At 60.6% G+C, this 18446-nt stretch carries 17 protein-coding genes; 12 read left to right on the top strand and 5 right to left on the bottom strand.

Annotated elements, in window-relative coordinates:
• On the bottom strand, positions 1 to 813 hold the full coding sequence (locus AC3WP7_RS17995; protein ID WP_071489286.1) for a cytochrome C assembly family protein: 813 nt from the start codon (positions 811 to 813) through the stop codon (positions 1 to 3).
• A 220-nt stretch (positions 814 to 1033) separates the two neighbouring features.
• Between AC3WP7_RS17995 and ffh the strand changes: the two genes are divergently transcribed.
• The 9 genes from ffh (at position 1034) to thrC (ending at position 9399) form a co-directional block, all read left to right on the top strand.
• Entirely contained in the window at positions 1034 to 2410 is a 1377-nt protein-coding gene (gene ffh / locus AC3WP7_RS17990; protein ID WP_003193965.1) for a signal recognition particle protein, read from the top strand.
• A 251-nt stretch (positions 2411 to 2661) separates the two neighbouring features.
• On the top strand, positions 2662 to 2913 hold the full coding sequence (gene rpsP, locus AC3WP7_RS17985) for a 30S ribosomal protein S16 (RefSeq protein ID WP_003175899.1): 252 nt from the start codon (positions 2662 to 2664) through the stop codon (positions 2911 to 2913).
• Positions 2914 to 2918: 5 nt separating this feature from the next.
• Positions 2919 to 3455 carry a ribosome maturation factor RimM gene (rimM, locus tag AC3WP7_RS17980; protein ID WP_102591889.1) on the top strand — a complete coding sequence of 179 codons (537 nt, stop codon included), beginning with the start codon at positions 2919 to 2921 and terminating at the stop codon, positions 3453 to 3455.
• Complete coding sequence (gene trmD / locus AC3WP7_RS17975; protein ID WP_016971933.1) at positions 3437 to 4210, top strand: tRNA (guanosine(37)-N1)-methyltransferase TrmD; 774 nt, start codon at positions 3437 to 3439, stop codon at positions 4208 to 4210. Before rimM ends, trmD begins: the two co-directional genes overlap by 19 nt.
• 45 nt (positions 4211 to 4255) lie before the next feature.
• Positions 4256 to 4606 (top strand): 50S ribosomal protein L19, encoded by a 351-nt coding sequence (gene rplS / locus AC3WP7_RS17970; protein WP_003175895.1) that lies wholly within the window; start codon positions 4256 to 4258, stop codon positions 4604 to 4606.
• 113 nt (positions 4607 to 4719) lie between these two features.
• Positions 4720 to 5616, top strand: a complete 897-nt coding sequence (gene xerD, locus AC3WP7_RS17965; RefSeq protein WP_092246741.1) for a site-specific tyrosine recombinase XerD — start codon at positions 4720 to 4722, stop codon at positions 5614 to 5616.
• Positions 5617 to 5755: 139 nt separating this feature from the next.
• A complete protein-coding gene (locus AC3WP7_RS17960) occupies positions 5756 to 6487 on the top strand; it encodes a thioredoxin fold domain-containing protein (protein WP_010207987.1) in 732 nt (243 codons plus the stop codon).
• 130 nt (positions 6488 to 6617) lie between these two features.
• Positions 6618 to 7922 carry a homoserine dehydrogenase gene (locus AC3WP7_RS17955; RefSeq protein WP_071489287.1) on the top strand — a complete coding sequence of 435 codons (1305 nt, stop codon included), beginning with the start codon at positions 6618 to 6620 and terminating at the stop codon, positions 7920 to 7922.
• Between the two features lie 67 nt (positions 7923 to 7989).
• Positions 7990 to 9399, top strand: a complete 1410-nt coding sequence (thrC, locus tag AC3WP7_RS17950; protein WP_102591888.1) for a threonine synthase — start codon at positions 7990 to 7992, stop codon at positions 9397 to 9399.
• An 88-nt stretch (positions 9400 to 9487) separates the two neighbouring features.
• Here the strand turns inward: thrC and AC3WP7_RS17945 are convergent, their stop codons facing one another.
• Complete coding sequence (locus tag AC3WP7_RS17945; protein ID WP_092246749.1) at positions 9488 to 9688, bottom strand: hypothetical protein; 201 nt, start codon at positions 9686 to 9688, stop codon at positions 9488 to 9490.
• A gap of 314 nt (positions 9689 to 10002) precedes the next feature.
• Here AC3WP7_RS17945 and AC3WP7_RS17940 point away from each other — a divergent pair, with 314 nt between their 5' ends.
• Positions 10003 to 10287 carry a DUF3509 domain-containing protein gene (locus AC3WP7_RS17940; protein ID WP_092246752.1) on the top strand — a complete coding sequence of 95 codons (285 nt, stop codon included), beginning with the start codon at positions 10003 to 10005 and terminating at the stop codon, positions 10285 to 10287.
• Between the two features lie 226 nt (positions 10288 to 10513).
• On the opposite strand, the gene AC3WP7_RS17935 is transcribed toward AC3WP7_RS17940, so the two are convergent.
• Positions 10514 to 11713, bottom strand: coding sequence for a CaiB/BaiF CoA transferase family protein (locus AC3WP7_RS17935; RefSeq protein WP_093513892.1), 1200 nt, complete (start codon positions 11711 to 11713; stop codon positions 10514 to 10516).
• Positions 11714 to 11849: 136 nt separating this feature from the next.
• On the opposite strand from AC3WP7_RS17935, the gene AC3WP7_RS17930 reads away from it, so the two are divergent.
• On the top strand, positions 11850 to 12392 hold the full coding sequence (locus AC3WP7_RS17930; RefSeq protein ID WP_032858231.1) for a YaeQ family protein: 543 nt from the start codon (positions 11850 to 11852) through the stop codon (positions 12390 to 12392).
• Between the two features lie 60 nt (positions 12393 to 12452).
• Entirely contained in the window at positions 12453 to 14162 is a 1710-nt protein-coding gene (gene recJ / locus AC3WP7_RS17925) for a single-stranded-DNA-specific exonuclease RecJ (protein ID WP_071489291.1), read from the top strand.
• 76 nt (positions 14163 to 14238) lie between these two features.
• On the opposite strand, the gene AC3WP7_RS17920 is transcribed toward recJ, so the two are convergent.
• Both AC3WP7_RS17920 and mprF read right to left on the bottom strand, forming a co-directional pair.
• Complete coding sequence (locus tag AC3WP7_RS17920; RefSeq protein WP_071489292.1) at positions 14239 to 15519, bottom strand: virulence factor family protein; 1281 nt, start codon at positions 15517 to 15519, stop codon at positions 14239 to 14241.
• The gene (gene mprF, locus AC3WP7_RS17915; protein WP_071489293.1) at positions 15519 to 18161 is read right to left on the bottom strand and encodes a bifunctional lysylphosphatidylglycerol flippase/synthetase MprF; all 2643 of its coding nucleotides are present in this window, start codon (positions 18159 to 18161) and stop codon (positions 15519 to 15521) included. The genes AC3WP7_RS17920 and mprF overlap by 1 nt, the downstream gene beginning before the upstream one ends.
• Positions 18162 to 18446: the final 285 nt, after the last annotated feature.

The following is an 18446-nucleotide window of genomic DNA, read 5'->3' as shown; positions in this document are numbered from 1 at the left end:
TCAGATATGCAGGATGTATTCGCGAACCAGCTTGCTGCCGAAATAGGCCAGCATCAGCAGGCAGAAACCGGCCAGGGTCCAGCGGATCGCCTTGTGCCCGCGCCAGCCGAGGCGGTTGCGGCCCCACAGCAGGACGCTGAACACGATCCAGGCCAGGCAGGCCAGCAGGGTCTTGTGCACCAGGTGCTGGGCGAACAGGTTTTCGAAGAACAGCCAGCCGGAGATCAGCGACAGTGAGAGCAAGGTCCAGCCGGCCCACAGGAAGCCGAACAGCAGGCTTTCCATGGTTTGCAGCGGCGGGAAGTTCTTGATCAGCCCGGACGGGTGCTTGTGCTTGAGCTGGTGGTCCTGCAGCAGCAGGAGCAAGGCCTGGAACACTGCGATGGTGAACATGCCATAGGCCAGGATCGACAGCAGGATGTGGGCAAGGATGCCTGGCTCTTCATCGATCACCGGCACCGTACCGGTAGGCGCGAATTGCGCCAGCAGCACCGTCAGCATGCCCAGCGGGAAGAGCAGTACCAGCAGGTTCTCGACCGGGATCCGGTAGCAGGCCATCAGTGTCAGCGCGATAACGGCTGCGGCGATCAGGCTGGCGGCGCTGAAAAAGTCCAGGGCCAGGCCGACCGGCGTCATCAAGTGCGTGAACAGGCTCGCGGCATGGGCGAGCAAGGCGAGGACACCAAGGCCTACCAACAGGCGTTTGTCCGCCTTGGTGCCCTGGGCCAGACGAGTGCCCTGATAGACGGTCGCAGCGGCGTACAAGATGGCGGCGGCGAGGCTGGGTAGCAAACTGGGTGACAAAGGGAGCATAAATCCTGTTAGGCAAGCCCGAAAGGCGCTGAGTTTGGCATACCCCCGCGCAACACGAAAGACTCCCGGGCCAGACAGCGGGTGTGCATGGACGCAGTCTTCGCTATAATCCGCGACCTGCCCACGCCGCAGGCTCGCCGAGCGCTGTTTTTAATAGCGATTTACCACAGCCTGGGCCGCCATTACCTCGGTCTATGAATAGGGCCTGAAAGGATCGCGCATGTTTGAAAATCTGACTGACCGTCTCTCGCAGACGCTGCGCCACGTTACCGGCAAGGCCAAGCTGACCGAGGACAATATTAAAGACACCCTGCGTGAAGTGCGCATGGCGTTGCTGGAAGCCGACGTGGCCTTGCCGGTGGTGAAGGACTTCGTCAACTCGGTCAAAGAGCGCGCGGTGGGCACCGAGGTGTCCCGCAGCCTGACCCCGGGCCAGGCGTTTGTGAAGATCGTCCAGGCCGAACTCGAAAGCCTGATGGGCGCGGCCAACGAAGACCTGAACCTCAGCGCTGTGCCGCCGGCTGTCGTCCTGATGGCGGGTCTGCAAGGTGCGGGCAAGACCACCACCGCCGGCAAGCTGGCGCGCTTCCTTAAAGAGCGCAAGAAGAAGTCTGTGATGGTGGTGTCGGCCGACGTGTACCGTCCGGCGGCCATCAAGCAGTTGGAAATGCTCGCAGGCGAAGTGGGCGTGACCTTCTTCCCGTCCGACCTGAGCCAGAAGCCGGTCGACATCGCCAACGCCGCCATTAAAGAAGCCAAGCTCAAGTTCATCGACGTGGTCATCGTCGATACCGCCGGTCGCCTGCACATCGACGAGGAGATGATGGGCGAGATCAAGGCGCTGCATGCCGCGATCAACCCGGTCGAGACCCTGTTCGTGGTCGACGCCATGACCGGCCAGGACGCGGCGAACACCGCCAAGGCCTTCGGCGACGCACTGCCGCTGACCGGCGTGATTCTGACCAAGGTCGACGGCGACGCCCGTGGCGGTGCCGCGCTGTCGGTGCGTGCCATCACCGGTAAGCCGATCAAGTTCATCGGTATGGGCGAGAAGAGCGAAGCGCTCGAGCCGTTCCACCCGGAGCGTATCGCCTCGCGCATTCTCGGCATGGGCGATGTGCTCAGCCTGATCGAACAGGCCGAAGCCACCCTCGACAAGGACAAGGCCGACAAGCTGGCCAAGAAGCTGAAGAAGGGCAAGGGCTTCGACCTCGAAGACTTCCGCGACCAGCTGCAACAGATGAAGAACATGGGCGGCCTCGGCGGCCTGATGGACAAGCTGCCGAACATCGGCGGTGTGAACCTGGCGCAGATGGGCAATGCCCAGGGCGCGGCAGAGAAGCAGTTCAAGCAGATGGAAGCCATCATCAACTCCATGACCCCGGCCGAGCGCCGCGACCCTGAGCTGATCAGCGGTTCGCGCAAGCGTCGGATCGCCATGGGTTCCGGCACCCAGGTGCAGGACATCGGTCGCTTGATCAAGCAGCACAAGCAGATGCAGAAGATGATGAAGAAATTCTCCGCCAAGGGCGGTATGGCCAAGATGATGCGCGGCATGGGCGGTATGTTGCCCGGCGGTGGCATGCCCAAGATGTAAAGAATTCGAGCGGGGGCCCAGCTCCTGCTCCGACCCACAGGGATGTGGGATCTCCAGCAAACCCGCCGTTGGCGGGCGCTGACTCGCCGTTTTAACCGACGGCTCTATAGCAAATCTGGATGGCACGCTGATAGGCGCCGGAAAAAGACATTTGCAAAAGTCCGGATATTCCTTAGAATATGCGGCCTTTCGGGCACCTATGCCCGCTGTGCATTTAGATTTGCAGCACCGACTACAGGAACGATGTTCACATGCTAACAATCCGTCTTGCCCTTGGCGGCTCCAAAAAGCGCCCGTTTTACCACTTGACCGTAACCGACAGCCGCAACCCGCGCGACGGTTCGCACAAGGAACAGGTTGGTTTCTTCAACCCTGTTGCTCGTGGTCAAGAAGTTCGTCTGTCCGTGAACCAAGAGCGCGTAGCCTACTGGCTGAGCGTGGGTGCACAGCCATCCGAGCGCGTTGCAAAACTGTTGAAGGACTCGGCTAAGGCCGCAGCCTGAGCAATATGAACGCGACGCCAGCTGTTGCTGATGATTTGATCGTTATCGGCAAGATTTACTCGGTTCATGGCGTTCGCGGCGAAGTGAAGGTGTATTCCTTTACTGATCCGACTGAAAACCTGTTGCAGTACAAAACCTGGACGCTCAAGCGCGAGGGTAGTGTGAACCAGGTCGAGCTGGTCAGTGGACGCGGGAGCGACAAGTTCCTGGTCGCAAAGCTCAAGGGTCTTGATGATCGTGAAGAAGCTCGTCTTCTGGCCGGTTATGAGATCTGCGTGCCGCGCAACCTGTTCCCTGAATTGACCGACGGCGAGTACTACTGGTACCAGCTGGAAGGTCTGAAGGTTATTGATCAACTCGGGCAACTGTTCGGGAAAATCGATCATCTTCTGGAAACCGGCGCCAATGATGTAATGGTGGTCAAGCCTTGCGCTGGCAGCCTGGATGATCGCGAACGCCTGTTGCCGTATACCGAGCAATGTGTGTTGGCCGTCGACCTGGCAGCGGGCGAGATGAAGGTGGAATGGGACGCGGACTTCTAAGCGTGGCTAATTTGCGCATTGAAGTGATCAGTTTGTTTCCCGAGATGTTTTCCGCCATCAGCGAGTACGGCATCACCAGTCGGGCGGTGAAACAGGGGCTGTTGCAGCTCACCTGTTGGAACCCGCGAGACTACACGACGGATCGACATCACACTGTGGACGATCGCCCATTTGGCGGTGGCCCGGGCATGGTGATGAAGATCAAGCCCCTGGAAGACGCATTGGTTCAGGCCAAGGCCGCCGCCGGGGAGAAGGCGAAGGTGATTTACCTGTCCCCTCAAGGCCGTCAGCTGAAACAGGCTGGGGTCCGCGAACTGGCGAATGAGGAAGCACTGATCCTGATTGCCGGTCGCTATGAAGGCATTGACGAGCGTTTTATTGAAGCTCATGTCGATGAAGAGTGGTCGATTGGGGACTATGTCCTGTCCGGTGGCGAGCTGCCGGCGATGGTCCTGATAGATGCGGTTACACGACTGCTGCCTGGAGCTTTAGGGCATGTGGACTCTGCGGAGGAAGATTCCTTCACGGATGGTTTGCTGGATTGCCCGCACTACACCCGACCGGAGGTGTATGCGGATCAGCGTGTTCCCGACGTATTGCTAAGTGGCAATCACGCACACATCCGGCGTTGGCGTTTACAGCAGTCCCTTGGTCGGACCTATGAACGACGCGCCGATCTTCTGGAAAGCCGCTCGCTTTCTGGAGAAGAGAAGAAGCTGCTCGAGGAATACATCCTCGCGCGGGACGATAGTTAACAACGTATCGATGGTAGGTCCATTGACTTACCTTAGGAGCACAGCATGACTAACAAAATCATCCTTGCACTCGAAGCAGAGCAGATGACCAAAGAGATCCCTACCTTTGCCCCGGGCGACACCATTGTCGTTCAGGTGAAAGTGAAGGAAGGCGACCGTTCGCGTCTGCAAGCGTTCGAAGGCGTGGTAATCGCCAAGCGTAACCGTGGTGTGAACAGTGCTTTCACTGTTCGTAAAATCTCCAACGGTGTTGGCGTAGAGCGTACTTTCCAGACCTACAGCCCGCAAATCGACAGCATGGCCGTCAAGCGTCGCGGTGACGTACGTAAAGCCAAGCTGTACTACCTGCGTGACCTGTCCGGTAAAGCAGCTCGCATCAAGGAAAAACTGGCTTAAGTCCAGCTTTCCGATGCAGAAAAAAGCAGCCTACGGGCTGCTTTTTTGTGCCTGCGATTTGAGGTCCGAGATAGGATGCCAGCAGCCTCTCCCACTTTTCTGTTCGAGCCCCTATGCCTGCCATTGACCACCCCCTGATCGACCGTTTCCTCGACGCCCTGTGGCTGGAAAAAGGCCTGTCGGACAACACCCGTCAGGCCTACCGCAGCGACCTGGCGCTGTTCAATGGCTGGTTGCAGGAGAAAAACCTCGAACTGATCAACGCCGGCCGCGAGCTGATCCTCGACCACTTGGCCTGGCGTCTGGAGCAGAACTACAAGCCACGTTCCACTGCGCGATTCCTCTCTGGTGTGCGTGGTTTTTATCGCTATCTGCTGCGGGAAAAGCTGATCGCCATCGACCCCACCCTGCAAGTCGATATGCCACAACTTGGCAGGCCATTGCCCAAATCCCTGTCGGAAGCCGACGTGGAGGCGTTGCTCGCCGCCCCCGACCTCAGCGAAGCCATCGGTCAGCGTGACCGCGCCATGCTCGAAGTGCTCTACGCTTGTGGCCTGCGGGTGACCGAGCTGATCAGCCTGACGCTGGAGCAGGTCAACCTGCGCCAGGGCGTGTTGCGGGTAATGGGCAAGGGCAGCAAGGAACGGCTGGTGCCGATGGGCGAGGAGGCGATTGTGTGGGTCGAGCGCTACATGCGCGATGCTCGAGGCGAACTGCTCGGTGGGCGCCCAAGCGATGTGCTGTTCCCCAGCCTGCGTGGCGAACAGATGACTCGCCAGACCTTCTGGCACCGCATCAAGCACCAGGCCAAGGTCGCCGGGATCGGCAAGGCGCTGTCGCCGCACACACTGCGCCATGCATTCGCCACGCATTTGCTCAACCACGGTGCGGATTTGCGTGTGGTGCAGATGCTGCTCGGCCACAGCGACTTATCCACCACCCAGATCTACACCCACGTGGCGCGCGCGCGTTTGCAGGATATGCACGCCAAGCACCACCCGCGAGGCTGAAAACGTCCAATTTATCCGGCCGCGGGCTGCCCTGCGGCCCAACTGTGGTAGGCTTTGCCGGTTAGCAAAGGGGACGACCCAGACCTGTGTTTCCAGGCAGTGTCACTGTGCGTCCCTGCATCTGCCTTCAGGAGTTCCCATGCGCTTGACCCAGATTATTGCCGCCGCAGCCATTGCGTTGGTTTCCACCTTTGCCTTCGCCGATGACGCTGCCGAGCAGACCATCCGCAAGAGCCTGGCCAACCTGCAACTCGACACCCCGATCGAGAGCATCAGCGCCAGCCCGATGGCCGGCCTGTACGAAGTCAAGCTCAAGGGCAGCCGCGTGCTGTATGCCAGTGCCGATGGCCAGTACATCGTCCAGGGCTACCTGTTCCAGTTGAAGGACGGCAAGCCGGTCAACCTGACTGAAAAAGCCGAACGCCTGGGTGTTTCCAAGCTGATCAATGGCATTCCAGTGGCCGAGACCGTGGTGTACCCGGCTATCGGTGAGACCAAGACCCACATCACCGTGTTCACCGACACCACCTGCCCGTATTGCCACAAGCTGCACGCCGAAGTGCCTGCGCTGAACAAGCTGGGCGTGGAAGTACGCTACGTAGCGTTCCCGCGCCAGGGCCTGGGTTCGCCGGGTGACGAACAGTTGCAAGCCGTATGGTGTTCGGCCGACAAAAAAGCGGCCATGGACAAGATGGTCGACGGCAAGGAAATCAAGGCTGCCAAATGCGCCAACCCGGTCTCCAAGCAGTTCGCCCTGGGCCAGTCCATCGGCGTCAACGGCACACCGGCCATCGTTTTGGCTGACGGCCAAGTGATTCCGGGCTACCAGCCGGCACCACAAGTTGCGAAACTGGCGCTGAGTGCCAAATAAACCAGCATCGTCGAACCTTTGACGATCATGGCCTGTGGATAAGTCGACAGGCCACTAATTTGAAAGCCGCAGTCGTGCGGCTGTTTTCCACGGCCGACCTCGTGTCGGCCGTTTCATGGGGAGTTCTTCAGTGAAACCGGTCAAAGTAGGCATCTGTGGGTTAGGGACCGTCGGTGGCGGCACCTTCAACGTACTTCAGCGTAACGCTGAAGAGATTTCCCGCCGTGCAGGGCGTGGAATTGAAGTGGCACAAATTGCCACGCGTTCGCCAAAGCCTCAGTTCGAAACGACCGGTATTGCGATGACCAACGATGTCTTCGCCGTTGCCACCAACCCTGAAATCGATATCGTGATCGAACTGGTGGGCGGGTATACCGTGGCCCGCGAGTTGGTGCTCAAGGCCATCGAAAACGGCAAGCATGTGGTCACTGCCAACAAGGCACTGATCGCGGTGCACGGCAACGAAATCTTCGCCAAGGCTCGTGAGAAGGGCGTGATCGTGGCGTTCGAGGCTGCGGTGGCTGGTGGCATTCCGGTGATCAAGGCGATCCGTGAAGGCCTGTCCGCCAACCGCATCAACTGGGTGGCCGGCATCATCAACGGCACCGGCAACTTCATCCTCACCGAAATGCGCGAGAAGGGCCGGACCTTCGAAGACGTCCTCGCCGAAGCCCAGGCCCTGGGTTACGCCGAAGCCGACCCGACCTTCGACGTGGAAGGTATCGACGCCGCGCACAAGCTGACCATCCTGGCGTCCATCGCCTTTGGTATTCCGCTGCAGTTCGACAAGGCCTACACCGAAGGCATCACCAAGCTGACCACCGCCGATGTGAACTACGCCGAAGCCCTGGGTTACCGCATCAAGCACCTGGGCGTGGCGCGCAGCACCCCGGCCGGTATCGAACTGCGGGTACACCCGACGCTGATCCCGGCCGACCGCCTGATCGCCAACGTCAATGGCGTGATGAACGCCGTAATGGTCAACGGTGATGCGGCCGGTTCGACCCTGTTCTACGGCGCCGGTGCCGGCATGGAACCCACCGCTTCGTCGGTGATCGCCGACCTGGTGGACGTGGTCCGCGCCATGACCAGCGACCCGGAAAACCGTGTGCCGCACCTGGCCTTCCAGCCGGATTCGCTGTCGGCCCACCCGATCCTGCCGATCGAAGCCTGCGAAAGCGCCTACTACCTGCGCATCCAGGCCCAGGATCACCCGGGCGTACTGGCCCAGGTGGCGAGCATCCTGTCTGAGCGCGGTATCAACATCGAGTCGATCATGCAGAAGGAAGTCGAGGAGCAAAACGGCCAGGTGCCGATGATCTTGCTCACCCATCGCGTGCTCGAACAGCATATCAACGATGCCATCGCCGCCCTGGAAGCCCTGCAAGGCGTGGTCGGGCCGGTGGTGCGGATCCGCGTCGAACACCTGAACTAATGGTTTTGCGGCAAGGGCCCCGCAGGTTCGGCGGCCCTTGTTCAAGAATGCTCTAGAGGAGCCAGTCATGCGTTATATCAGCACCCGCGGCCAGGCACCGGCCCTGAATTTCGAAGACGTCCTGCTGGCAGGCCTTGCCACGGACGGCGGCCTGTACGTGCCGGAAAACCTGCCACGTTTCACCCAAGAGGAAATCGCATCCTGGGCTGGCCTGCCATACCACGAACTGGCGTTCCGCGTGATGCGCCCGTTCGTCACCGGCAGCATTCCGGACGCCGATTTCAAGAAGATCCTCGAAGAAACCTACGGCGTGTTTTCCCACAACGCCATTGCACCGCTGCGCCAACTGAACGGCAACGAATGGGTCCTGGAGTTGTTCCACGGCCCGACCCTGGCGTTCAAGGACTTCGCCCTGCAACTGCTGGGTCGTCTGCTGGATTATGTGCTGGAGAAGCGCGGCGAGCGCGTGGTGATCATCGGCGCCACCTCCGGTGATACCGGTTCGGCGGCCATCGAAGGCTGCAAGCACTGCGAAAACGTCGACATCTTCATCCTGCACCCGCACAAGCGCGTGTCGGAAGTGCAGCGTCGCCAGATGACCACCATCTTTGGCGAGAACATCCATAACATCGCCATCGAAGGCAACTTCGATGACTGCCAGGAAATGGTCAAGAACAGCTTCGCCGACCAGAGCTTCCTGAAAGGCACGCGCCTGGTGGCGGTGAACTCGATCAACTGGGCGCGGATCATGGCCCAGATCGTCTACTACTTCCACGCCTCGCTGCAGTTGGGCGGCCCGGCACGTTCAGTGTCTTTCTCGGTGCCGACCGGCAACTTCGGCGACATTTTCGCCGGTTACCTGGCGCGCAACATGGGCCTGCCGATCAACCAGTTGATCGTCGCTACCAACCGCAACGACATCCTGCACCGCTTCATGAGCGGCAACCAGTACGTCAAGGAAACCCTGCACGCGACCCTGTCGCCGTCCATGGACATCATGGTCTCGTCCAACTTCGAACGCCTGCTGTTCGACATGCACGGCCGCAACGGTGCGGCGATTGCTGGCTTGATGGACACCTTCAAGCGCGGCGGCGGTTTCAGTGTGGATGAAGAGCGCTGGACCGAAACCCGCAAGCTGTTCGACTCCCTGGCCGTGGACGACGCGCAGACCTGCGAAACCATTGCAGACGTCTATGCCCAGTCCGGCGAGCTGCTCGACCCGCACACCGCCATCGGTGTGAAGGCCGCCCGTGAATGCCGTCGCAGCCTGGATATCCCGATGGTCATCCTGGGCACTGCCCACCCGGTCAAATTCCCGGAAGCGGTGGAGAAGGCCGGTGTTGGCAAGGCGCTGGAGTTGCCAGTGCACCTGGCCGACCTGTTCGAGCGTGAAGAGCGTTGCACGGTGTTGGCTAATGACCTGACGGCCGTGCAGGCGTTTGTGAGCCAGCATGGCAACCGGGGTAAGCCGTTGTAAGGCACACCGCGTAGACAAAAACGCCGCTTGCCCTTCCCTGGGTCAGCGGCGTTTTTCGTTTATGGCAGGCCCCGCTTGGTATGCGCGGCTACGTGAGTAGTTTCTGCACGATGGCCAAGACAGTGCTGAACGCCGTAAACATGGCCATGACGACACCCAATGGATACCAGAAATTCTCACGGGTTATCTTGTGGGTCTCGGCAGCGAGTTTGCGTTGCTCCGCATAAATGCGTGATATGTCGGCGTGAATCTTCTCTAGCGCAGCTTGCTCTTTGTCGTGTTCCAGCATCGTCTTCATCCTTCACAGTAAGGGCCTTCTGACATGCGCTTTTATCTGCTTGGCAGCGTCACCAGCGCTCACCGAGTAAAGGATCCACCTCTGATCTGACCCTTGGGCAAAACCCAAAACGACTTGCCAGTGCGTAAGCAGTTATGTGCCGTCGTTTTTAGGTTGTCATGTTGCAAGCGCATGCTGGAATCCGTCACCCCCTGACGGCCCCATAAAGACGATAAAGCGAACTTTCCTACGTCACAAACAGTCACTTAGGATAGATGCAGCTCCCGTTGAAACGATTGTTCCCGAACTATTGAGTGGTGATCGAGATGGAAAGTATCAGCCTATTGCTCGAAGAAGCACTGAGCCCTTATCAGGTTACGCTGACCACCTCTGGTGCGCAGGACGAGTGCCTGGTAACCGTGAAGAATCCTGCTGGCGCCATCGTGGTCGAGCGTGACGTCGACCGCGCCCAATTGATGGACAAGCGCGTACTGGTGGATGTGGTGGACTGCCTGCTGCGTGACATCAAAATTGCCGAAGGACGTCTGGAGCCTTCGGTCATCGCGGCCTTGCGCAACGCAGCCCTGACTCGCAACGCCACCGCCGCATGAAGAATTGTTTAACTGTGGAAACTTCCTACAGTGCGGCCGGTCAGACTTTGTAACAGCAAGAGCAAACATTGTGCTCCGGTGTTTGTGCCTTGCTGTACTGGTCTTTGTAGGCCACGTTTAACCCCAAAGTGTCTCCCCACGCTTTGGGGTTTCTTTTTGCCTGCGATTTGTCAGGCAAGTCATCTGGCACAGGGCATCTGGTGCCAAAGCCTGGCGGAATGGGACATCAGATCGCGCCTTCCTCGCGCAAGCGCACAATGGCGGCCGCGTCGTAGCCCAGGCCAGCGAGCACTACGCTGTTATGTTCACCCAGTTGCGGTCCCACCCATTCGCAACTGCCCGGCGTGTCCGACAGCTTGGGCACGATGCCCGGCATCTTGAATTCCTTGCCGCCGGGAAGCCGGGCCTTGAGGAACATCTCCCTGGCGAGGAATTGCGGGTCGCCCAACATGTCCTCGGCGCTGTAGATCCGGCTGGCAGGCACCTCGGCTTTGTTCAACAGGTCGACCACCTGGTCCAGCGGCAGCGAATTCACCCAGCGATCTATCACTCCATACAGCTCGTCACGGCGGCTATCACGCCCGTCGTTGCTGGCCAGCACCGGATCGTTGGCCAAGTCCTCACGGCCAATGGCCGACATGAAACGCTTGAAGATCGCATCACCGTTGGCGCCGATCTGTACATGCTTGCCGTCGGCGCTGGTGTGGATGGAGGAGGGCGTAATGCCGGGCATGATGTTGCCGGTGCGTTCGCGAATAAAGCCGAACACGTCGAACTCGGGGATCATGCTTTCCATCATGGCGAAGATGGCTTCGTACAGTGCCACATCCACCACCTGGCCCAAGCCACCGTTGACCTCGCGATGACGCAGCGCCATCAGCGCGCCGATCACTGCCCACAATGCGGCAATCGAATCGCCAATGGAAATGCCGGTGCGCACCGGCGGGCGGTCTTCGAAACCGGTGATGTAGCGCAGGCCGCCCATGGACTCGCCGACTGCACCAAACCCGGGTTGGTCTTTCATCGGTCCGGTCTGGCCGAAGCCGGAGAGACGTACCATCACCAGCTTTGGATTCAGCGCGTGCAGGGTCTCCCAACTCAGGCCGAGCTTTTCCAGCACGCCGGGGCGGAAGTTTTCGATCAGGATGTCGGCGTCCGCCAACAGTTGTTTGAGAATGGCCAGGCCGTCCGGGTGCTTGAGGTTCAGCGTCAGCGACTGCTTGTTGCGCGCCTGCACGAACCACCACAGCGACGTGCCCTCGTACAGCTTGCGCCATTTGCGCAGCGGGTCGCCGCCGTCCGGCGATTCGACCTTGATCACCTCGGCGCCGAACTCCGCGCAGATTCGTGAGGCGAACGGGCCAGCGATCAGGGTGCCGAGTTCGATGACTTTCAGGCCGGCAAGTGGTTTGGCATTGAACGACATGAGGATCCTTGTCTGCGCAGGGCGGTGGTGTGATGCCTTTTAACATAGGCGAGCAGCCCAGGGCAGCGCAGGATTCGTTGATTGGCCTCGTCATCGGTTAGACTGGCCGCCTTTCCCTGTCTCTAGAAGCCCGTTCATGGCCCAGCCGTCCACGACCTACAAATTCGAACTCAACCTCACCGACCTCGACCGCTCGGTGTATGAGAGCGTCAAACAGACCATCGCCCGCCACCCGTCGGAAACCGAAGAGCGCATGACCGTGCGTCTGCTGGCCTACGCACTCTGGTACAACGAGCAGTTGTCGTTCGGGCGTGGCCTGTCAGATGTCGACGAACCAGCCCTGTGGGAAAAAAGCCTGGATGATCGGGTGTTGCACTGGATCGAAGTCGGCCAGCCCGATGCCGACCGCCTCACCTGGTGCTCGCGCCGTACCGAACGCACCAGCCTGCTGGCCTATGGCAGCCTGCGTGTGTGGGAAGGCAAGGTGGTGCCGGTGGCAAACAACCTGAAAAACGTACACATCGCCGCTGTGCCGCAGGAAGTCCTGGAGACTCTGGCCAAAGACATGCCCCGCGTGATCAAGTGGGATGTAATGATCAGCGAAGGCACGATCTTCGTCACCGACGACCGCGGCCAGCACGAAGTGCAGTTGCAGTGGTTGGTCGGCGAACGCGGTTGATTGAGTCGCCGCCGGTCACCTGTTTTATTTCCGTATCAGAAGAGAAGTTTTCGTCACCCCATGCGTATCGATCCCCGCCCGTTGCCTGCCGTCCTGCCGTTTCTCGGTGAATTGCCACCGCTGTTGACCCGCCTCTATGCTGCGCGCGGCGTGCAATCCGAGGCCGAGCTGGATAAAAGCCTGGCGCGGTTGATTCCCTATCAGCAACTCAAGGGCATCGACGCGGCGGTGGACCTGTTGGTGACGGCGTTGGAGCAACGCCAGCGCATCCTCATTGTCGGTGACTTCGACGCCGACGGCGCCACCGCCAGCACCGTGGGCACCTTGGGCCTGCGCCTGCTCGGTGCGGCCCATGTCGATTACCTGGTGCCCAACCGTTTCGAATACGGCTATGGCCTGACCCCGGAAATCGTCGCGGTGGCCCTGCAGCGCGAGCCGCAGTTGCTGATTACCGTGGACAACGGCATCTCCAGCGTCGAAGGCGTGGCGGCGGCGAAAGCGGCGGGGTTGCAGGTGCTGGTGACCGACCACCACTTGCCCGGCGACGAGTTGCCGGCGGCGGACGCTATCGTCAACCCGAACCAGCCCGGCTGTGAGTTCCCCAGCAAGGCGCTGGCCGGCGTGGGGGTGATCTTCTACGTGTTGATGGCCTTGCGTGCGCGCCTGCGCAGCTTGGGTTGGTACGAAAACAAGCCACAACCGAATATCGGCGAACTGCTCGACCTGGTCGCCCTGGGCAGCGTCGCCGACGTGGTGCCCCTGGACGCCAACAACCGCATCCTGGTGCATCAGGGGCTGGAACGTATCCGCGCCGGTCGTGCACGGCCGGGGATCAAGGCGATCCTGGAAGTGGCCAAGCGCGATGCCGCGCGTATCACCTCCACCGACCTGGGGTTCATCCTCGGGCCGCGTTTGAACGCAGCCGGACGCTTGGACGACATGAGCCTGGGCATCGAGTGCCTGCTCACCACCGACGTGGCCGCGGCCCGTGAAATGGCCGCGCAACTGGACGGCATGAACCAGGACCGCAAATCCATCGAGCAAGGCATGCAGCGCGAAGCCCTGGCCCAGCTCAAGGACTTGCCGGTGGAGTCGATGCCCTACGGTTTGTGCCTGTTCGACCCGGAATGGCACCAAGGTGTGATCGGGATTCTGGCGTCGCGCATGAAAGAGCGCTATTTCCGCCCAACCATTGCCTTCGCCGACGCTGGCGACGGTTTGCTCAAGGGCTCTGGGCGCTCTGTGCAGGGTTTTCATATCCGTGATGCCCTGGCGGTGGTCGCCAGCCAGCATCCGAACCTGATCAGCAAGTACGGCGGTCACGCCATGGCGGCAGGGCTGACATTGCCCGAGGAAAACTTCCCGCTGTTCGCCGAAGCCTTCGATGCCGAAGTGCGTCGGCAACTGCGCGAAGAAGACCTGACCGGGCGCCTGCTGTCTGATGGCACCCTGGCAGTGGAAGAGTTTCACCTGGAACTGGCCCGTGCGCTACGGCATGCCGGGCCGTGGGGGCAGCACTTCCCTGAGCCGTTGTTCCATGGCGTGTTTCAGTTGGTGGAGCAGCGCGTAGTGGGGGAGCGGCACCTGAAGGTCGTGCTCAAGAGCGAGTGCGGGTCGGTGAAGCTGGATGGCATTGCATTTGGCGTGGACCGTGAGGTCTGGCCGAACCCGACGGTGCGTTGGGTGGAATTGGCCTACAAGCTGGATGTGAACGAGTTTCGCGGGAATGAAACCGTGCAGTTGATGATCGCGCACATCGAGCCGCGTTAGATCTCACCAACACCACAAAACCAATGTGGGAGGGGGCAAGCCCGCTCCCACATTTTGATTTGTGTAACGCTCGGGCTTATTCGGTTTTGGTTTGGTGTTTGACGATGATATCCACCAACCGCTTGGCCAGCGCCGGGTAGTTCTCATCGAAGTGATGCCCGCCTGGCAACTTGATGGCTTCACCTACAGCCGTCTTGTCCGTGCAGCCACTCTCGTCGACTTCTTCGGCGCCGTAGATGCACACCACTTTGTCAGCCGGCAGTTTGGCCATTTCCGGGCCTGTGGCCGCTTCTTTGCCTGCGTTGCCCAGCCAGCCTTCCACTTCAATCTCGAAGCTGCCAGTGCGTGCGAATGCCAGCAGGATGATTGCGTCCACACGCTGCTGCTCGTTTTCCGGCAGGCGGTTGTAGATGGCCGGCAGTACATCGGCACCGAACGAATAGCCGGTCAGTACGAAGCGCTTGGTGCCCCACTTCTGACGGTAGTGCTGCATCAGCTCGGTGAGGTCCTTGGCGCTTTGTTCCGGGGTCTTGTGCTGCCAGTAGTAGCGTAGAGTGTCGATGCCCACCACCGGATAACCGATCTTGGCCATTTCACCGGCCACGTCACGGTCGAGGTCGCGCCAGCCGCCGTCGCCGGAGAGGAACAGGGTGACAGTGTCCTTGGCCTGGCCGGCCGGTACTTCAACCACCGGTATTGCCAGGCCGCCATTGTCCGAGCCCACCAGTTGCTTGCGCAGCTCGTTGTTCAGTACTTGCGGGTAGTGGATGTCGTAGTCGCTGATGCTGGTGGTGGCGCGCGGTGTGTCGCGTACGAAACTGGCGCTTTCATCGTCAGGGTTGTCGTTCCAGGCCACCAGCCAGTTGCCGTGGGCGGCTGTCTTCGGCAGTGGGTCCTTGCAGCCTTCCTGCACCAGGGCGAAGCCGACGGAGATGGCGTTGGCCTTGTCGTCGTTCTGGGTGGCCAGCCAGCGCCAGGCGAGGGCAGCGCCAGGGCCGATGCCGCTGACCAGTGTCGCCGGGCCCTTGAGCTGGGCCAGGGCGCCTTGCAGCGCTTGTTCCTGTAGCTTGCAGTCATCCTTGGGCAGGACCACCTGGACAATCTGCGCCTTGCCGCCTTGGCTCAGGGCAATCAACTGGCTGTCGGTCAGGGTTTCATCGGCCATTACGGCCACGGCCACGCGGGCTTTCGGCGTGCCGTTGGGGGTCACCCGGGTCATGACCGAACCGTCGGCCTGGGGCAGTTGCTCCAGCACCGGCTGAGGGGCAGGGCGGTTCCAGTACCAATAGCCGCCACCCAGGACCAGGGCGAGCAGCACTACAAAGGCCAATACATACCGCCAGGAGCGTCGAATCATCAGCGTTTCACCAATCCAGTCAAGCCGCCCGCGATCAGGGCGGCGGTATCGGCCAGTGCCACCAGCGGATCAAGTCCTGCGGGCACGGCCATGTAACGGGGTTCCCAGTCAGGCTGGAACTTGTCTTTGAAGCGGCGCAAACCTTGGAAGTTATACAGTTGCTCGCCACGGCGGAACACCATCGAGCCCAGGCGTTGGGTCAACGGGGCGCCACGTCGTGGTTGCAGGCCCGACAACGGCACCATGCCGAGGCTGAAGCGGGCATAGCCGTGACTCTTATAATGTTGAATCAGGCCGACCATCATGAATTCCATGGTCAGCTTGGGCGCGTCTGGGTGGGCGCGCATCAGGTCGAGACTGGCCAGGTCATGGTTGTAGGTCTCGAGCAGGTTGGCGAAGGCTACCGGGCGCCCTTCGAAGCGAATGATCGCAATGCGAAAGTGCTTGAGGTAGTCGTCGCTGAAGCGTCCCAGGGAAAAGCCTTTTTCCCGTACGTTCTTGCCGGTCAGCCAGGCATCGGAGATCACCTTGAGTTCGTCCATCGGCGCCGTGCCCGGTTCGCAGATCTCCAGGGACAGGCCGTCCCGCGAGCCACGGTTCCAGGTGTAACGCAGGTCCTTCATCTCTTTGCCCTTGGCTTCCAGGTCAAAGCGTTTCAGGTCGACACGGGCTTCTTCGCCCAGTTTGATCGCGGTGAGGCCGATGTCCATGTAGTACGGCAGGTTCTCCGCACGCACCTGGTAGAACACCGGGCGGGCGTGGTGGATGTCGCACAGGTCACGGAACTGCCAGATCATCTCGGCCCGTGGCTGGGTGGGGCCAATCGGGTCGTACAAGGCTACCAGGCTGCGGCCGCGACGGGCGTACATGAGGAAAGCTTCATCATTGGGGTGGAACAGCAGCGCCTTGTCGCCGGTGAGCGCCAGGCCGCCGTCAGGCTGGGAAGAGGCCATCAGGATCTTGCTGGCGCGCTCCAGTTCATCGGGTGTCGGCAGATGGATCACCGGGCGCGCAGTACGCAGCAGCCAGGTCAGGGACACGATCACCAGCAACACGGCGGCGCCCAGCAGCGAGCGCAGGCCACGTGGGGCGTTGGCGTCCAGGGTGAACTGCCACCACAGCTGATGGCTGTACGGGACATCCTGGTAAGCAAACAGCAGCAGCCAGATCGACGCCCCGAGTACGCAGACACTGGCCACCAGGTACAGCGGCGAGAAGGGCAGCTCGGTGAGGCGGCTGGCGCGATAGAACGAGCGTCGGAAGATCGCCAGCAGGATCGCGGTCATGGTCATCAGGCTGGCTTCTTCCCAGTCGAAGCCTTTGAGCAGCGAGAGCAGGGCGCCCACCAGCAGCAGCACCATGGTCAGCATCCAGGCGGCCGACAGGCGTCGACGCAGGCCCTGGGCCAACAGCAGGCACAACACGCCGATCAGGCTGGCGCCAAAGTGCGAGGCGTCAATCAGGCGGTGAGGAATCAGGAAGCCGATGTTTTCCAGGCGTGAGTCGATTTCGGGCGTGGCGCCAGAGAACAGCAGGACCACGCCGGACAAAAAAACCAGGACGGCCAGTACCGGCGCTGCCAGCCCCGAGGCGACCCGCAGGCTTTGCTGGGTCTGGAACAGGCGCTGGGCTTCGTTGACCAGCAGGAACACGCAGGCGATCAGCAGAGGCAGCACCACGTAGATCATGCGGTACAGCAGCAGGGCGGCGGCCAGTGGCGCGGCGCCCAGTTTGTCGGCGAACGCCGCCAGCAGGATCGCTTCGAATACACCCACACCGCCCGGTACATGGCTGAGTACACCGGCGGCCAGCGCCAGCAGGTACACGAGCAGGAAGGGGCCGAAGGGCGGCGCCTCCGGCAGCAGCATATAAAGGACGGTAGCGGCAGCGGCAACGTCCAGTGCGGTAATGATCAGTTGCAGGAAGGTCAGGCGACGGCCCGGCAGGCGCAAGGTGCGGCGGCCGGCTTTTACCAACAGGTTGTCCGGGTAGGGTTGCTCCGGCAGGCGACGGCGATAAATGCCGATGCACAACACCGCCGACAACAGCAGCACCGCGCCAGCAATACCGCCCAGCACCGCTTGTGGCAAATGCAGGTAGGTTGATGCGGCGGGCAGGTTGCTCAGTGTTGCCAATGCTGCCAGTGGCGGCAGGGCAGTGCCCAGCGCCAGGCTGGCGAACACGGTCATATGGGCGACTTCGGATGCACCGATGCCATGGCGTGCATATAAACGGTAGCGCACCGATCCGCCGGAAAGCATCGACAGACCAATGGCATTGCCAATCGCGAAGGCGGTGAAACCACCGAGGGCCAGGGTCTTGGCGGGCAGGTTCACGCCGGCATAGCGGGCGCCGGAGAACTCATAGCCTAATAGAATGACAAAACCGGCGACGGCTGCGGCAAACGCACCGAGCAGGGCTGGCTTGGGCACTTCCAGGATCGAGTCGTGGAGCGCGTAGAGGTCCAGCTCCAGCAGCAGGTGGCGGCAGGCGATCAGAGCGATGGCAAACAGCAATAAGGTGACGGCCAGCCCGATAGGCTGCCGATACTTGCTCACCAGATCCAGCCAACGCAAGCGGGTGGGTGTGATCGGTTGTTCTGCTGTGACAGTGTCTTGTGTTTCAGACGAGTTGGCGCGCATCAATCACCTCGTGGATTGTGCGCGACAGGATGGAGGTATCCAGCCAAGTTACCAATCCCTATGGACAAAATAATTACAAATATTAACGCGTATCGCCGGGGGCGGCGACTGCGGCCATTGGTCGTAGAGGGCAGCGCTTGAGCATTGAGCATAGCTTGCAATGAGATGGACTCTACAAACGGCGCGCGGTTTCATGAAAGATGCCATGCCATTGTTTCAGAAGAACTTTTTCACCGGATACAAAAAAGGCCACTCTTTCGAGTAGCCTTTCTTGATGTTTGGTTG

Source organism: Pseudomonas sp. FW305-3-2-15-C-LB1, assembly GCF_058787615.1.
Note: the sequence above shows the minus strand (reverse complement) of the source record. Positions and strands in the feature narration are given on the sequence as shown.

Bases quoted from the DNA above. Each gene is read 5' to 3' on its own strand.
- rimM (WP_102591889.1), top strand. From the start codon at position 2,919: ATGAACGCGACGCCAGCTGTTGCTGATGATTTGATCGTTATCGGCAAG.
- ffh (WP_003193965.1), top strand. From the start codon at position 1,034: ATGTTTGAAAATCTGACTGACCGTCTCTCGCAGACGCTGCGCCACGTT.
- rpsP (WP_003175899.1), top strand. From the start codon at position 2,662: ATGCTAACAATCCGTCTTGCCCTTGGCGGCTCCAAAAAGCGCCCGTTT.
- AC3WP7_RS17935 (WP_093513892.1), bottom strand. From the start codon at position 11,713: ATGTCGTTCAATGCCAAACCACTTGCCGGCCTGAAAGTCATCGAACTC.
- recJ (WP_071489291.1), top strand. From the start codon at position 12,453: ATGCGTATCGATCCCCGCCCGTTGCCTGCCGTCCTGCCGTTTCTCGGT.
- AC3WP7_RS17995 (WP_071489286.1), bottom strand. From the start codon at position 813: ATGCTCCCTTTGTCACCCAGTTTGCTACCCAGCCTCGCCGCCGCCATC.
- AC3WP7_RS17960 (WP_010207987.1), top strand. From the start codon at position 5,756: ATGCGCTTGACCCAGATTATTGCCGCCGCAGCCATTGCGTTGGTTTCC.
- AC3WP7_RS17930 (WP_032858231.1), top strand. From the start codon at position 11,850: ATGGCCCAGCCGTCCACGACCTACAAATTCGAACTCAACCTCACCGAC.
- AC3WP7_RS17940 (WP_092246752.1), top strand. From the start codon at position 10,003: ATGGAAAGTATCAGCCTATTGCTCGAAGAAGCACTGAGCCCTTATCAG.
- thrC (WP_102591888.1), top strand. From the start codon at position 7,990: ATGCGTTATATCAGCACCCGCGGCCAGGCACCGGCCCTGAATTTCGAA.
- trmD (WP_016971933.1), top strand. From the start codon at position 3,437: ATGGGACGCGGACTTCTAAGCGTGGCTAATTTGCGCATTGAAGTGATC.
- mprF (WP_071489293.1), bottom strand. From the start codon at position 18,161: ATGCGCGCCAACTCGTCTGAAACACAAGACACTGTCACAGCAGAACAA.
- AC3WP7_RS17945 (WP_092246749.1), bottom strand. From the start codon at position 9,688: ATGCTGGAACACGACAAAGAGCAAGCTGCGCTAGAGAAGATTCACGCC.
- rplS (WP_003175895.1), top strand. From the start codon at position 4,256: ATGACTAACAAAATCATCCTTGCACTCGAAGCAGAGCAGATGACCAAA.
- xerD (WP_092246741.1), top strand. From the start codon at position 4,720: ATGCCTGCCATTGACCACCCCCTGATCGACCGTTTCCTCGACGCCCTG.
- AC3WP7_RS17920 (WP_071489292.1), bottom strand. From the start codon at position 15,519: ATGATTCGACGCTCCTGGCGGTATGTATTGGCCTTTGTAGTGCTGCTC.